The 14,475-nt window shown below is 69.6% G+C and carries 16 protein-coding genes and 1 tRNA gene; 8 read left to right on the forward strand and 9 right to left on the reverse strand.

All coding sequences use genetic code 11. From position 1 onward, the window contains the following. Positions 1–124 precede the first annotated feature (124 nt). Positions 125–643, forward strand: coding sequence for a peptidylprolyl isomerase (locus tag EAH86_RS10250; protein ID WP_140740075.1), 519 nt, complete (start codon positions 125–127; stop codon positions 641–643). A gap of 39 nt (positions 644–682) precedes the next feature. Beyond that, a complete protein-coding gene (locus EAH86_RS10255; protein WP_140740078.1) occupies positions 683–1,570 on the forward strand; it encodes a rhomboid family intramembrane serine protease in 888 nt (295 codons plus the stop codon). Between the two features lie 104 nt (positions 1,571–1,674). On the opposite strand, the gene EAH86_RS10260 is transcribed toward EAH86_RS10255, so the two are convergent. Further along, entirely contained in the window at positions 1,675–1,923 is a 249-nt protein-coding gene (locus EAH86_RS10260) for a cell division protein CrgA (protein WP_140740081.1), read from the reverse strand. Between the two features lie 64 nt (positions 1,924–1,987). Between EAH86_RS10260 and EAH86_RS10265 the strand changes: the two genes are divergently transcribed. Genes EAH86_RS10265 through EAH86_RS10280 form a run of 4 tightly spaced genes read left to right on the forward strand, consistent with a single transcriptional unit; the run spans position 1,988 to position 4,303 of the window. Further along, the gene (locus EAH86_RS10265) at positions 1,988–2,740 is read left to right on the forward strand and encodes a DUF881 domain-containing protein (protein ID WP_140740084.1); all 753 of its coding nucleotides are present in this window, start codon (positions 1,988–1,990) and stop codon (positions 2,738–2,740) included. After that, the gene (locus tag EAH86_RS10270; RefSeq protein WP_140740087.1) at positions 2,737–3,426 is read left to right on the forward strand and encodes a class E sortase; all 690 of its coding nucleotides are present in this window, start codon (positions 2,737–2,739) and stop codon (positions 3,424–3,426) included. The genes EAH86_RS10265 and EAH86_RS10270 overlap by 4 nt, the downstream gene beginning before the upstream one ends. A 3-nt stretch (positions 3,427–3,429) precedes the next feature. Beyond that, a complete protein-coding gene (locus tag EAH86_RS10275) occupies positions 3,430–3,633 on the forward strand; it encodes a hypothetical protein (protein WP_338325242.1) in 204 nt (67 codons plus the stop codon). A 13-nt stretch (positions 3,634–3,646) separates the two neighbouring features. After that, the gene (locus tag EAH86_RS10280; protein ID WP_140740091.1) at positions 3,647–4,303 is read left to right on the forward strand and encodes an aminodeoxychorismate/anthranilate synthase component II; all 657 of its coding nucleotides are present in this window, start codon (positions 3,647–3,649) and stop codon (positions 4,301–4,303) included. A gap of 26 nt (positions 4,304–4,329) precedes the next feature. Here the strand turns inward: EAH86_RS10280 and pknB are convergent, their stop codons facing one another. From pknB to EAH86_RS20220, 7 genes are read right to left on the reverse strand one after another with little or no spacing between them, the layout of a single operon-like run. Continuing rightward, positions 4,330–6,174 carry a Stk1 family PASTA domain-containing Ser/Thr kinase gene (pknB, locus tag EAH86_RS10285; protein WP_140740094.1) on the reverse strand — a complete coding sequence of 615 codons (1,845 nt, stop codon included), beginning with the start codon at positions 6,172–6,174 and terminating at the stop codon, positions 4,330–4,332. Beyond that, the gene (locus EAH86_RS10290) at positions 6,171–7,436 is read right to left on the reverse strand and encodes a serine/threonine-protein kinase (RefSeq protein WP_241668312.1); all 1,266 of its coding nucleotides are present in this window, start codon (positions 7,434–7,436) and stop codon (positions 6,171–6,173) included. The genes pknB and EAH86_RS10290 overlap by 4 nt, the downstream gene beginning before the upstream one ends. Continuing rightward, on the reverse strand, positions 7,433–8,890 hold the full coding sequence (locus EAH86_RS10295) for a peptidoglycan D,D-transpeptidase FtsI family protein (protein ID WP_140740097.1): 1,458 nt from the start codon (positions 8,888–8,890) through the stop codon (positions 7,433–7,435). Before EAH86_RS10295 ends, EAH86_RS10290 begins: the two co-directional genes overlap by 4 nt. Then, positions 8,887–10,263 (reverse strand): FtsW/RodA/SpoVE family cell cycle protein, encoded by a 1,377-nt coding sequence (locus EAH86_RS10300; RefSeq protein ID WP_140740100.1) that lies wholly within the window; start codon positions 10,261–10,263, stop codon positions 8,887–8,889. The genes EAH86_RS10295 and EAH86_RS10300 overlap by 4 nt, the downstream gene beginning before the upstream one ends. Then, positions 10,260–11,606 (reverse strand): PP2C family protein-serine/threonine phosphatase, encoded by a 1,347-nt coding sequence (locus EAH86_RS10305; RefSeq protein ID WP_140740103.1) that lies wholly within the window; start codon positions 11,604–11,606, stop codon positions 10,260–10,262. The genes EAH86_RS10300 and EAH86_RS10305 overlap by 4 nt, the downstream gene beginning before the upstream one ends. A 12-nt stretch (positions 11,607–11,618) precedes the next feature. Continuing rightward, on the reverse strand, positions 11,619–12,122 hold the full coding sequence (locus tag EAH86_RS10310; protein ID WP_140740106.1) for an FHA domain-containing protein FhaB/FipA: 504 nt from the start codon (positions 12,120–12,122) through the stop codon (positions 11,619–11,621). Positions 12,123–12,131: 9 nt separating this feature from the next. Next, entirely contained in the window at positions 12,132–13,037 is a 906-nt protein-coding gene (locus EAH86_RS20220; RefSeq protein WP_161988624.1) for an FhaA domain-containing protein, read from the reverse strand. Positions 13,038–13,256: 219 nt separating this feature from the next. On the opposite strand from EAH86_RS20220, the gene EAH86_RS10325 reads away from it, so the two are divergent. Together EAH86_RS10325 and EAH86_RS10330 are read left to right on the forward strand one after the other, a co-directional pair. Then, a tRNA-Leu gene (locus tag EAH86_RS10325) sits at positions 13,257–13,339 on the forward strand. Positions 13,340–13,547: 208 nt separating this feature from the next. Further along, positions 13,548–13,787: a helix-turn-helix domain-containing protein gene (locus EAH86_RS10330; RefSeq protein WP_241668330.1), complete on the forward strand. Its 240-nt coding sequence runs from the start codon at positions 13,548–13,550 to the stop codon at positions 13,785–13,787. A 248-nt stretch (positions 13,788–14,035) separates the two neighbouring features. Here the strand turns inward: EAH86_RS10330 and EAH86_RS10335 are convergent, their stop codons facing one another. Beyond that, positions 14,036–14,323, reverse strand: a complete 288-nt coding sequence (locus EAH86_RS10335; RefSeq protein ID WP_140740111.1) for a hypothetical protein — start codon at positions 14,321–14,323, stop codon at positions 14,036–14,038. Positions 14,324–14,475: the final 152 nt, after the last annotated feature.

Genomic DNA, 14,475 nt, shown 5'->3' on the forward strand with positions numbered 1-14,475 from the left:
GGCCCCGGTTGCCGACCGGACGGACGACTTCTCCCGACCCATCCTGCCTTGTTTCCGCTGGTGAGCAAGCCCGCGGGGGTACTGAGAGCCATCTGACCGGACGTCGCATGGAAGGATGAGCGACATGGACGTCACCCTCAAGACCAACCACGGCGACATCAACGTCACGCTGTTCCCCGACCACGCCCCGAAGACCGTCAAGAACTTCGTGGGACTGGCCAAGGGCGAGCAGGAGTACCGCGACGACGCCGGCCGATCCAACCCCACGCCGTTCTTCGACGGCCTGGTGTTCCACCGCATCATCCCCGGGTTCATGATCCAGGGCGGGTGCCCGCTCGGGCAGGGCTTCGGCGGCCCGGGCTACACCTTCGATGACGAGATCAGCCCCGACAAGGACTTCACCAAGCCCTACATGCTCGCCATGGCCAACGCCGGCAAGCGGATGGGCAAGGGGACCAACGGGTCGCAGTTCTTCATCACCGTCGGAAACACCACCTGGCTGCAGGGCAAGCACACCATCTTCGGTGAGGTGTCCGACGGCCCGAGCCGTGAGGTCGTGGACAAGATCGCGGCCGTCCCCACCGGTGCGAACGACAAGCCCGTCGAGGACGTTGTCCTGGAGTCGGTCGTCGTCCACGACTGACGGCGACCCAGCAGCACCCCTCCAAGGCAAGGTCCACGCATGAGTGAACCCGCGGCATACCCGCAGCAGCAGACGACACCAGTCTGTCCGCGGCACCCCGACCGGGTCTCCTATGTGCGCTGCCAACGCTGCGGCCGGCCGGTCTGTCCCGAGTGCCAGCGCCCGGCCGCGGTGGGCGTCCAGTGCGTCGACTGCGTCAAGGAGCAGGCGAAGACGGTCCGCACCACGCGGACCGTCTTCGGCGGCAACGTCACCGACACGCCGGGGGTGTCCTACGCGATCATCGCGATCTGCGTCGCCGTGTTCGTGCTCCAGACGGCGCGCCCCTCGGTGACCGAGCAGATCCTGTTCGACCCCGGCGCGGCGCGGGACCAGCCGTGGCGCTTCCTCACCGCCGCGTTCGCGCACGCGACCATCACCCACATCCTGTTCAACATGCTGGCCCTGTGGATGGTGGGTGCACAGTACCTCGAGCGACTGCTCGGTGGCGTGCGGTATGCCGCGGTCTACCTCGTCAGCGCGCTCGGCGGCTCGGTCATCTACATGCTTTTCACGTCGCCCCGGACGGTTCCGTACGCCCCGCCGTACGAGAGCTTCTGGGGTCCCGGGACGGTCGGTGCGTCGGGTGCGGTGTTCGGCCTGTTCGGTGCGCTGCTGGTGCTCAACCGGCACCTCGGCCGGTCCTCGGCCGGCATGTACGCGACGATCGGCATCAACGCCGTGATCGGGTTCGTGGTGCCAGGCATCGCCTGGCAGGCCCACCTCGGCGGCCTGCTCACCGGAGCCGCAGTGGCTGGGGTGATCGCCGCGACCTCGTCGCGCGAACGGCGTCGCTGGCAGTGGCCAGGCGTGGCGCTCGTGCTGGTCGTGCTGGTCGCCATCGCGGTCGCGAAGTATGCCGCGTCGCCGGCTCCGCTCTTCGGCTGAGCCCCGTCTACGGTCAATGCCGTATTACACGGCTGTTATTTGTCCCCAGCTGTGGACAACCCTGTGGACAACCGACGCGCCACGGGTGCGCAGTCGTGCGGTCGTCAGCGCCAGCGGGTCGTCATCGCGAAACCGGACAGCATCAGGGCGAAGCCGATACCGAGGTTCCAGCGGCCGAGCGACTCGACGGGGAAGCGCTGGCTGGTGATGTAGAAGACCACGACCCACAGGAGGCCGACGACCATGAGCGTCAGCATCACCGGCACGAACCAGGGCGGGTTGCCGACCTTGGCCTTCGCGGGCTTGCTCGGCGGGGTGTACGCGCGCTTGGCGCGACCCTTGGACTCAGGCACGAAACACTCCTCGGAACTCGGACGGCAGCGTCAACCGTCACGACGTGTGGCATAGCGTAGTGCCATGGCGGACCAGCGGCTGACGTGGCTGACGCGCCGCCCCACCCTCTGGTCGGCCGTGGTTCCGCTGGTGGCGCTGGCTGCCGGGCTGCTGTTCGCCCTGAGCGCGGCCACCGCGCGCGGCACCGATCTGCGGTCGTCGGGTGGTGACCTGCCGGGCCTGATCCGCGATCACACCCGCCAGAACACCGTCCTCGCCGACCGGGTCGCCCAGCTGCGGGCCGAGGTCGACCGGCTCTCGGCCGAGCAGGCCCCCGGCGACCTCCGGGTCACCCAGCTGACCAGGCAGGCCGACACGCTGATGCTGGCCGCCGGCACCCAGGCCGTGTCCGGTCCCACAGTGCGGGTCTCGCTCACCGACGCCAAGAACGTCCCGTCAAGGCTGCCCGACGGCATCTCCGTCGACGACTACGTGGTCCACCAGCAGGACGTCCAGGCCGTCGTTAACGCACTCTGGGAAGGCGGGGCCGAGGCGATGATGCTGATGGACCAGCGGATCATCTCGACCAGCGCCGTCCGCTGCGTCGGCAACACCCTCATCCTCCAGGGCCGGGTCTACTCACCGCCCTACGTCATCTCTGCCATCGGCAACCAGAACAACCTCAAGGACGCCCTCGAGCGCAGCCCGACGGTCTCGATCTACCGGCAGTGGGTCGGCGCGGTCGGCGTCGGCTACGACGTGACGACGCGCTCCAAGCAGACCTTCCCCGCGTACGCCGGCTCGATCAACCTCGAGCGCGCGCGGGCCACCCGATGAAGGCGGCCCGCTGGACCCTGGGGATCGTCGGCGACCTGTTGGTCACGGCCGGGCTGCTGCTCCTGCTCTTCGTGGGCTGGCAGCTGTGGTGGACCGATGTCACGGCCAACCGCACCCAGGACGCGACCGTGTCGACGTTGACGCGGGACTTCGCCGAGACACCGGCCCCGACCGGTCCGACGAGCGAGCAGCCCAAGGCCGTCCCGTTCGGGAAGGCGTTCGCCATCGTGCGGATCCCCCGCCTCGGCGCCGACTACGCCCGCCCGCTCCTCCAGGGCACCAGCCGGGACGTCCTCGAGGACGGCATCGGCCACTATGACGGCACGGCAGGCCCGGGGGCGATCGGCAACTTCGCTGTCGCCGGGCACCGCACGACCTACGGGCGGCCGTTCCACGACATCGACAAGCTGCGCACCGGTGACGTGGTCGTGGTCGAGACCAAGACGGCATACAGCGTGTATGCCGTGAAGCGGCACGAGATCGTGGCGCCCACCGACGTGCAGGTGATCGCGCCCGTGCCCGACAAACCCGGAGCAAAACCCACCGAGCGCTGGATGACGATGACCGCGTGCCACCCGAAGTACAGCGCGGCGCAGCGCTACGTCGTCTTCGCCGAGCTGGTGAAGACCTACCCGCGTGCCGACGGCCTGCCCGCCGGCACCCTCGCGGTCCCGAAGGGAGCCTGACCGATGCTGTATGCCGCGATCTGGCGGGCGCTGCCCGGTCCCCTCGCAGTGCGGATCCTGCTGGCGGCCGTGCTGGTGCTGGCCGTCGTGGCCGTCTGCTTCCTGTGGCTCTTTCCCCGGATCGCCCCGCTGATGCCGTTCAACGACAACACGGTCGACCCCTCGGCCGCCCGTGCCGCCAGCTACGTCCACCAGGACCACCGATGACCCGGGAGCAGCCATGACGCGGATCCTCGTCGTCGACAACTACGACAGCTTCGTCTTCACCATCGTCGGCTACCTGCAGCAGCTCGGCGCCGAGTGCGAGGTCGTGCGCAACGACGCCGTGCTCCCCGCTGACGGTGCGGAGTTCGACGGGGTGCTGATCTCGCCCGGCCCCGGGACACCGGAGGGGGCCGGGGTCTCGATGGCGATGATCGAGGCCTGTGCCGAGCGGGTCCAGCCGATGCTCGGGGTGTGCCTCGGTCACCAGGCCCTCGGGGTCGTGGTCGGTGCCACCGTCGGCCGGGCGCCTGAGCTGTTGCACGGCAAGACGTCCCGGGTCGTGCACGACGACACCGGCGTCCTGCACGGGCTGCCGTCGCCGTTCACCGCGACCCGCTACCACTCGCTGACCATCGACCCCGCGACCGTGCCGGAGACCCTCGTCCCCAACGGGCACACCGAGTCCGGGATCATCATGGCCGCCCGGCACCGCGACCTGCCCCTGCACGGGGTGCAGTTCCACCCCGAGAGCGTGCTGACCGAGGGTGGGCACCGGATCCTGGCCAACTGGCTGGTCCACTGCGGCCTGGACGACGCGGTCGCCCGCTCGGTCGGGCTCAGCCCGCTGGTCCGCGACGCCGAGGGCGTGGCCAGGGCGGTCGCCGCCAGCTAGGCCGACCGTCGCGCGGACCCCTCTGGTCAGGGGACCGTGATCGTGGCCGTGCCGGTGGGTGGCGGGGTGGTTGCCGTGGTCGTGGGCGTCGTCGGTGGGGTCGTGGGCGTCTGTGTCGGCGGGGGCGGCTGCGCGATGGTCAACGTGATGGTGGTGCCGTCGTCGACCTTGGTCTTGGCCTTGATGCTCTGCTTGAGAACGGTGTTCTCCGGCTCGGTGCTGTCGACGTAGGTCGTCTTCACGCTCAGCCCGAGCTCGCCGAGCATGTCGGCCGCCTCGTTGCGGGTCTTGCCCACGACATTGGGGACGGTCACCTTGCCGGACGCCACGTTCAGACCGACGGCAGAGTCCACCGGGACGGACTCACCCGCGGCCGGCGTGGTCGTGAAGACCTTGCCCTTGTCGAGCCCGGTGTCGTCGACCTGCTTGATCGTGCCCACCTTCAGGTTGAGGTCGGCCAGGGCGGCGGCCGCCTCGTCCTGGGTGAAGCCCTTGAGGTCGGGCAGCTCGACGGTCTTGGGTCCGGCCGAAACGCTGAGCGTGACCTTCGACCCCCGGGCGACCATCTCGTCGGCCCCCGGGCTCTGGTCGACGACGAGGCCGACCTCCTTGGCGCTCGGGACGTCCGTGGCTTCGGGGACCAACCCCGCAGCGCGGATCTTGGCGGTGGCCGTGTCGACCGGCAGGTCCACGACGGAGGGCACCGAGATCTTCGGCTGGTCGGTCGGCGGCCGGTCGAGCAGCGCCTTCCCGGCCACGCCGATCAGGGCCAGCGCACCGAGCACCGCGAGGACGAGCAGGAAGTAGGCCAGTCCGCGTCGCTTGCGCGGCTCGTCGTCCGGGTCGTGTCCGATCGCCGGTAGCGACGCCGTGTTGGACCCGACCGGTGCCGGCGCGGCATACGTCCCCCGGCTGGGCAGCATCGTGGTGGCTGCGGCGACGCTGGCCGGTGCGAGGGCAACCGTCTGCTCGGCCACGCTACCGGCGGCGGTACCGCGGGCTGCGTCGCTGATCGGGCGCCCCAGCCGGGCTGCCTGCAGGTCGGCGCGGAACGCGGTGGCGTCCTGGTAGCGCGCCTCACGGTCCTTGGCCAACGAGTGCAGGACCACCGCGTCGAGCGCGTGGTCGATGCCGGGGCTCAAGGTCGACGGACGGGGCGGGGGCTGGCCCACGTGCTGGTAGGCGATCGCCACCGGGGAGTCGGCCTGGAAGGGCGGCCGCCCGGTGAGCAGCTCGAAGAGCAGGCAGCCGGTGGAGTAGAGGTCGGACCGGGCGTCGACGTGGTGCCCCTGCGCCTGCTCCGGGGAGAGGTACTGGGCGGTGCCGATGACGGCCTGCGTCTGGGTCATGGTCGCGTTGGCGTCGGCGACGGCGCGGGCGATGCCGAAGTCCATCACCTTGATCTGGCCCTGCGGCCCGATCATGACGTTGGCGGGCTTGATGTCGCGGTGCACGATCCCCATGCGGTGGCTGTAGGCGAGTGCATCGAGGACGCCCTCGGTGATCCGCGCTGCCTCAGCCGGCGCGAGCGGTGAGCTGTCGTTGAGCAGCTCGCGCAGGGTCTGTCCCTCGACGAACTCCATCACGATGAACGGGACGGGGACGCTGGCACCGCCGGTCTCGACGGCGTAGTCCTCGCCGGAGTCGAAGACCGCGACGATCGACGCGTGGTTCAGCCCCGCGGCGGACTGGGCCTCGCGGCGGAACCGGGCGAGGAACGAGGAGTCGCGCGCCAGGTCGGAGCGCAGCATCTTGATGGCAACCGGTCGCGACAGACGGGTGTCGTACCCGAGGTGTACCTCGGCCATGCCGCCACGGCCGAGGAGCTCCCCGACCTCGTAACGTCCCCCGAGCAGGCGTGGTGCGGTCACTTCTTCTTTCCCCCTTTGCCATTGCCGTTGCCCTTGCCCTGGTGGGCAGGAGCCTTCGGCGTGGCAATGCTGGCGGGCGCAGTCGTCCGGCTCGCCGTCGTCTGAGTGGTCGTCGCGGTCGTCGGGGTGGTCGCCGGCTGGGTTGTGGTGGCGGTGTCCCCGCTGCCACCCGGCCCCGCAGTGGCCCCGCGGCTGCCGAACGCGATTGCTGCCACGATGATGACCAGGACCACGAGGGCCGCGGCTGCCGGGATCAGCCAGGGCGGCCGGCGGGTGTCGTGCAGCACCGAGTCGGTGCCTTCTGCCGTGGTGATGGCGGCGCCGAAGGGTGCTGGCGTGGGTATGACGGAGGTGGGCAGGGTTCCCTCCGGCCCCAGGTCGGTCGGGACGCCGACGATGAAGGGTGCGACGGCCGCGGCGGCGCCGGCGACCAGGTGCTCCGGCACTTCCCCGGCGGGGAGCCGGAGGGCCGCGGCGAATGCAGCTGCGCTCTGGGGCCGCAGGGTCGGGTCCTTGGCCAGCGATGCCATCACCGTGGTGCGCAACGGCTCCGCGACATCGTCGGACAGCGGCGGGGCGGGTTGGCTGATGTGCGCGAGGGCGGTGGTGACCATGGTCTCGCCGGAGAACGGCCGCTGTCCGGTGATCATCTCGTAGCCGACGACGGCCAGGGCGTAGACGTCGCTCAGCGGCCCCGCCTGTTCGCCCTTGGCCTGCTCGGGCGCCAGGTAGTGCGGCGTGCCCAGCACCTCGCCGGTCTGGGTCAGCGGTGCCTCGTTGAGGGCGCGCGCGATACCGAAGTCGGTCAGCTTGGCGTACCCGTTGGCGTCGACGACGATGTTGGCCGGCTTGACGTCACGGTGGACCACGTCCGCCTCGTGAGCGGCCTGCAACGCCAACGCCGCCTGGTAGAGGATGTCCGTGACCTCGTCCTGGGGCATCGGTGCCCGCTCGCGGATCAGGGTCGACAGCGGTTCGCCCTGCAGGAGCTCCATGACGAGGAACGCATTGCCGTCTTCTTCGCCGAAGTCGTGGACGGTGCCGATGTTGGGATGGGTCAGCCCTCCACTGTGCCGTGCCTCGGCGCGGAACCGCTCCAGGAAGCCCTCGTCGTTCGCGCTGCCGGGCAGGAGCATCTTGACGGCCACCTCGCGATCGAGCGTCTCGTCGTGGGCGCGCCACACCTCACCCATGCCGCCGAGCGCGATGCGTTCGACGAGCCGGTAGCGGTTGGCCAGCATCTGGCCGGTCTCGTGCGTCACTTGCCCAGCACCGCTTCCATGACGGCCTTGGCGATCGGGGCGGCTACTCGTCCACCGGCTGCCTCGTTGCCGGCGTTGCCGCCGTCCTCGACGACGACCGCGACGGCGACCTTGGGGTCGCTCGAGGGGGCGAAGCCGGTGAACCAGGCGTGCGGCGCGGAACCGGCGGCATGCTGCGCGGTGCCGGTCTTGCCCGCCACGTCGATCCCGCTGATCTGGGCCGCCCGGCCGGTGCCGCTCTTGACGACGGCCTCCATCATCCGGGTCAGCGCGGCGGCCGTGTCGGCCGAGACGGCCTGGGAGAGCTGTTCGGGCTGTGTCTCGTCGATCACCTCGAGGTCGGAGGAGGTGACCTTCTTGACGAGGTGCGGACGCATCACGATGCCGTTGTTGGCGATCGCGGCCGAGATCATCGCGATCTGCAGCGGTGTGACCCGCACGTCGTACTGGCCGATGGCCGACTGGGCGAGCTGCGGCATGTTGAGCTCTGCCGGCACCGAGCTCGGGGTGACCGTCATCGGCACCGACAGGCGGTCACCCATCCCGAACTTTGCCGCCTGGGCCCGGAAGGCGTCGGCGCCGACCTGCATGCCGAGCCACCCGAAGGCGGTGTTGCAAGAGATCTCGAGGGCGTGGGTCAGGCTGGTCTTGTTGTTCGGCCCGCAGTTGCCCTGGAAGTCGTTGGGCAGGTCGGCAGTGGTCTGGGGCAGGTCGAGTACGGCCGGGCCGGGGATCTGACTCTCCTCGGTGAACTTGCCCGACTCCAGGGCCGCGGCGGCGGTGACGATCTTGAAGGTCGAGCCCGGCGGGTAGAGGTTCCCGGCGATGGCGCGGTCGACCATCGGCTGGGTCGATGCGGCGTTGAGCTGCTTCCAGGCCGCGACCACCTTGTCGGTGTCGTGGCTGCTCAGCACCGAGGGGTCGTATGCCGGGTGGCTGACCAGGGCGAGGATCTCACCGGTGGTCGGGTCGAGGGCGACGACGGCGCCGCGCTGGTTGCCCAGCGCCTTGTCCGCGGCGGCCTGGGCCTTAGCGTTGATGGTGAGCTCGAGGCTCGCGCCGGTCTGCTCCTTGCCGGTGAGGATGTCGGAGACCCTGCGGTAGAAGAGCTTGTCGGACGAGCCGGCCAGTAGGGCGTTCTCGGCACCCTCCACGCCGCCACCGGCGCCGTAGGTGAACGAGTAGTAGCCGGTGATGTGCGAGTAGAGGTCGCCCTGCGGGTAGGTGCGCAGCCACTTGAGCTCGTCCTTGGTGGCGGTGGACTTCGCGATGGGTTTGCCACCGACGAGGATCTGGCCGCGCTCGCGGGCGTAGTTGGCCAGCAGGGTGCGGCGGTTCTCCGGGCGGTCCTGCAGGGACTTGGCCTGGACGAACGAGATGTAGGTCGAGGAGAGCAGCAGCGCCGTGAACAGCAGCGCGACCACGGTCGACAGTCGGCGGATGGGGGCGTTCACCGGATCGCCACCACTTCGGTCTTGGCCTCGCCGGACGGGGTCGGGCCGGCCTGGACCTCCTCGACGGGTCGGCGGGCGACGTCGCTGATGCGCAGCAGCAGGGCGACGAGGGACCAGTTGGCGAGCAGGGAGGAGCCTCCGTAGGACAGGAACGGCATGGTCAGCCCGGTGAGGGGGATGACGCGGGTGACGCCGCCGACGACGACGAAGCACTGGAGGGCGACCGAGAACGCCAGCCCGGCGGCGAGCAGCTTGCCGAACCCGTCACGCACTCCCAGTGCGGTGCGCAGGCCGCGCTCGACGAGGAGCACGTAGAGCACGAGCAGCGCGAACAGCCCGATCAGGCCGAGCTCCTCGCCGAAGCTCGGGATGATGAAGTCGGACTCGGCGAAGTAGGTCAGGTCGGGTCGACCGCGGCCCAGCCCGGTGCCGAGCAGCCCCCCGGCGGCCATGCCCATCAGCCCCTTGGCGACCTGGTCGGACTGGCCGGGCGCGAACGGGTCGAGCCACAGGTGCACGCGTTGCTGGACGTGCCCGAACACCAGGTAGGCGAGGTAGGCGCCACCGCAGAACAACGTCATGCCGATGGCGATCCACGAGGTCCGCTCGGTGGCGACGTAGAGCATCGACACGAACAGCCCGAACAGCAGCAAGGACGACCCGAGGTCCTTCTCGAAGACCAGGACCATGAGGCTCAGCACCCACGCGACGATGATGGGGCCGAGGTCGCGGCCGCGCGGGAAGGTGAACCCGAGGACCTTGCGACCGGCGAGGGACAGCGCGTCGCGAGTCTGCACGAGGTAGCCGGCGAAGAACACGGCCAGCACGATCTTGGCGACCTCACCGGGCTGGAAGGTGAACGGCCCCAACCCGATCCAGATCCGCGAACCGTTGACGGTGCGGCCGATCCCGGGGACCAAGGGCAGGATCAGCAGCCCGAATCCCACGACCGCCGCGGTGAAGGTGTAGCGCCGCAGCATCCGGTGGTCGCGCAGGAACCACAGCACGACGGCGGCGATTGCCACGGCCAGTGCACTCCAGGTGAGCTGTTTGAGCGCCAGGCCCGAGCCGACGTCACGTCCGTTGGCGATGTCGAGGCGGTGGATCATGACCAGCCCCAGCCCGTTGAGCAGGGTGACGATCGGTAGCAGGAGCGGGTCGGCGTACGCAGCCTTCCACCGCAGCAACAGGTGGAAGGCGAGGGAGATGACCAGCAGGCCGGCGGTGTGGGTGACCAGGCCGGGAGGGAAGGCGCCGGAGACGGACAGGCCCACGTTGACGTAGGCCAGCACGACGATCCCCACGGCCAGCAGGAGCAGCACCAGCTCGACGTTGCGGCGGGTGCGGGGGGCGAAGCTCGAGACCGTGGTCATCTCGTGGTCGTCGTCGACGGGGTGGTCGGCGCCGTGGTGGTGGTCGTGGACGGGGTGGTGGAGGGTGTCGTGGTGCTGGAGTCGTCACAGGCACCGCCCGTCGCGCGGCTGGCGGCACACCGCAGCGCATCGGTCCGCAGCCGGTTGAGCAGCGCCTGCGCGTCGGTCAACGAGTCCTTGACGATGGTTTCCTGCACCTGCTGACGCTCGAAGTCGGGCAGGTCGTCGATGAGGACGTCGGACTCGGACTCGACGTGGGACAGCTTGATGGGCCCGAGGTCCTGCGAAACCCCTTGGTAGATGGCGACATTGCCCTGATGATCGGCGACGAAGTACTGGCGCTGGGACCAGGCGTACGCTGCATACGCGCCGCCGCCGAGGACGATGAGCACCAGGCCGAGCACGGCCACCCGACGCAACCACTTCGCCGGCCCGGAAGCCGGACCCTCCTCGGCGAGAGTGACGTCTCCGTCGTCGTCCTCGCTCTGGCCCGCGGCTTCGCGGGACAGGGCAGCGGCCTTGGCGGCGGGAGTGACGGGGATCGGCCGGGTGCCGCCCTTGGTCCGGGTGGCGGCCGCCCCGACGATCTGGGGCTGGGTCGGGGGCGCGGTCACCTTGGTGATGTCGACGACGTCGCCGATGACGATCGTGACGTTGTCGGGCGCTCCGGCCTTGAGGGCGAGGGCGACCAGGCGGTCGGCCGTGGCGGCCGGGGTCTCACCGGCGAGAACCAGCTCGGCGATGGTGTCGCCGGCCACGTAGTCGGTGAGTCCGTCCGACGCGATGAGGTAGCGGTCGCCGATGCGGGCCTCGCGCACGGTCACGTCGGGCTCGTCGTCATCCTGACCGGTCAGGACCCGGGTCACCAGCGAGCGCTGGGGGTGACCCATCGCCTCCTCCTCGGTGATCCGTCCCTCGTCGACGAGGTTCTGGACGAACGAGTGGTCCTTGGTGATCTGGGTGAGCTTGCCGTCGCGGGCGAGGAAGGCACGGGAGTCGCCGATGTGAGCGAGGACGAGCTTGTTGTGCGAGCGCAGGATCGCGATGAGGGTGGTGCCCATGCCGTGCAGGGCCGGCTCTGCCTTGGCGATCTCAGCGAGCTGGTCGTTGGCGGCCGTGATCCGTTGCAGGAGAGCCGAACTGGCCTCACTGCTCCCCAGCGCCTCCCCGTCGAGGTCGACGAGGGCACCGATCACGGTCGAGGACGCGATGTCGCCGCCGGCGTGGCCGCCCATGCCGTCGGCCATGGCGAGGAGCCGGGGCCCGGCATACCCGGAGTCCTGGTTCTCCGAACGGACCATGCCGACGTCGGAGCGCGCGGCGTAGTGGAAGGCGAAGGGCATCGTCGTGGCTACCTATCGCCGAAGCTCGATGACGGTCTTGCCGATCCGCAGGGTGCTACCGGCCTCGACCCGGACCGGGCCGGTGAGGCGCTCGGTGCCGACGAAGGTGCCGTTGGTCGAACCGAGGTCCTCCACGAACCAGGCGCCGTCGCGGTGGAAGATCCGGGCGTGCCGGCCGCTGGCGAAGTCGTCGTCGAGGATTAGCGCGCACTCGGGGTTGCGACCGATGATGGTGCCGGCCTCGCGCAACGGGAGGCTGGTGCCGGTCAGCACCCCCTGGGTGACCACGAGGGATTGCGGCACCGTCGAGTGCGGCTGGCGCTTCTGCCGCTTCTGCGGGGCCGGCGTGTCCGGCCGTTCGGCGGGCTTCCGTGCGGGTGCAGGCTTGCGCGGTGTGCGGCTGACCACACGCGTGCCGTAGATGTCACCGCGCAGCACACCGACGACGCTGAAGATGAAGATCCACAAGAGGACGAGCAGCCCAAGACGGATGATCGTGAGGGTGAGTTCACTCATGCGTGGCGTTCACCGCCGCCCGGCGCGGTAGATGACGGAGGTGCGCCCCACCGTGATCCGGTCCCCGTCGGACAGGCGCTGACTGGTGATGCGTTCGCTGTTCACGAACGTGCCGTTGGTCGACCCCATGTCGCGGATGCTCGCGACGAGGTGCGGGCCGTCGTTGGTCACGCGAATCTCGCTGTGCCGCCTGGAGATTCCCGGGTCGTCGAGGATGATGTCGGCGCTGTCGTCGCGGCCGAGCACGGTCATCGCGCCCATCAGCGGGTAGCGCTCGCCGTCGACGTCCAGCCACGGCCGGTCGGCCGGGTTGACCCGGCGCGGCTGGGCCGGCGGTGCGATCGGAGCCTGCCGCTGGGTGGCTTCGAGCCCGTCCTCGTCGGTATGCCGTGGGCGTGCGGCCGGCGCGGCCGCGGGCGGGACTGCCGGGGCAGGTGCGGCGGGGCTGGGAGCCGGCGTCGCGGCATACCCCTCCTCGCCTCGCTTGGGAGCAGCACCGGGACGCCGGGCTGTGGAGGTGCGCAGCCGGAAGACGCCGGTCTCGAGGTCGTTGGCGCTCGCGAAGGTGACCTGGAGCGGGCCACCGGGCTGGTAGCGCTGCGACTCGGCGTGCTCCTGGGCTGCGGCGATCAGCTCGTTCTCGAGCTCCTCGTCGTAGCCGCCGAGCCGGTCGTAGTCGGTGTCGGACAGCTCGACGGTGAACAGGTTGGGCACGATGGTGCGGCCCTGGCCGAGGACGGCGGCGCGGTCGTCCATGGCGCGGCGGATCGCGGAGGCGATCTCCACCGGCTGGACCTCGGACTTGAAGGCGCGGGCGAAGGCGCCGTTGACGGCACGCTCGAGGCGTTGCTCGACCCGGTCGAACAGACCCACTGCTCGCACCTCCTCACCTGTTGTCTTGCGATGGCTGGTCACGTCTGGTCCCCGATCGTAACGGGCTGCTCTGGGCAGACCGGTCACGCGCGCCGCGGGAGAAACGTCGGCGGGCTCCTGACTGCGCAGACCTGGGGACGTCTGAGCAGTGAGCCGGTGTCTGCGAACCGACCGGAAGTCTGCGCAGTCGGCGACAAAGGGGCCGGACAGGGGCCGGTTTGGCGAACGCAGGGGGCGTACGCCACAATTGGCCGTTCCCACGCGCGAGTGGCGGAACGGCAGACGCGCTGCGTTCAGGTCGCAGTGTCCGAAAGGGCGTGGGGGTTCAAATCCCCCCTCGCGCACACAGGGTGGTTCAGAGAAATCTGATCCACCGGTTCAGGTAATTCCGTAGGCCCCTGGCCTGCGGAATTACCTGTTTCCGGGGTCAACAACGTCGGTGTCGGACGAAACGGAGGATCAGGTGATTTCGCACCTCAAATCTGCGTTCTGCCCGCCGCCCCATCCGAACGTGCTGTCGGTCCTTCCCTGCACAGTGGGGGCGTGACCCTGATGCCGACGAACCCAGAGCTGGAGCAGGCGCGCCAAGATGCCCTGGTCGCCCTGGGCCATCGGGTCCGCGAACTGCGGATGGCGAGGTCCATGACTCAGCAGCAGTTGGCCGACGCCACCGGCCTGCACCGCGTCAGCATCAACAGGTTGGAGCACGGTCAACTGGACGTCGGCGTGAGTAATGTGAAGGCTCTTGCCGCCGCGCTGGGCGCTCAACCTCAGGATCTCTTCACGATCTGACGGTCGGCACGGGACAGAAGTGAACGAAGCGGAACCGCACGGCTGCAGCGGTCGCAGGGAGCGCGCGAGAAACCAATCTGGGCGGTTGGACTTCGGCGCGGACTCACGGGGCGAAGTCGGGCAGGCAGTCTCCTGGGGGTGAACGCTCCTCACCTTTGGGACGCTTGGTTGGTCCGAGCGGTGGCAGGCCCTAAGCCCTACCTCACCCTAAGCCCTACCTCACGGGCACCTCGTCATGGGACGGCAACTCAGATCAGGCGAGGATCGCCGTCCTCGTCGAGGACGATGTGCCTCATCCCGCTCGCTAGTTGGTCGAGCGTTAAGCGGATGTCGTCAACGGCACCGTCGGAGATTGCGCGGGGTCCTACCACCAGGAGGTGGTTCACTGAGTCGTCGTTCTTGTCGATCGCCGCGGCGGTGACGCCGACGTACTCGGGGTTTGGTGCGGTGATGAAGCGAAGGTCCCAGCCGATCTGCCAGCCGACCTGTTGTGCGCGTTCGTCGAGGGCGACGATGAGTTCGGGGTCGAGAGCCACGCCTACAGCCTTGCTTACGGATGCTGGCCTCGCCACCGGCTTGTCCGCGCTGGCGACCAACAACGCTCGGGGCAAGCGCAAGAGTCCTACACGGCACAGGGAGCTGCAGTGGTCCGATAGGGGCCACGGCCTAGCCCGCCGTAAGGGGGCCA

The organism is Pedococcus bigeumensis (assembly GCF_006438965.1).
In the GTDB taxonomy this organism is placed as follows: Bacteria; Actinomycetota; Actinomycetes; order Actinomycetales; family Dermatophilaceae; genus Pedococcus; species Pedococcus bigeumensis_A.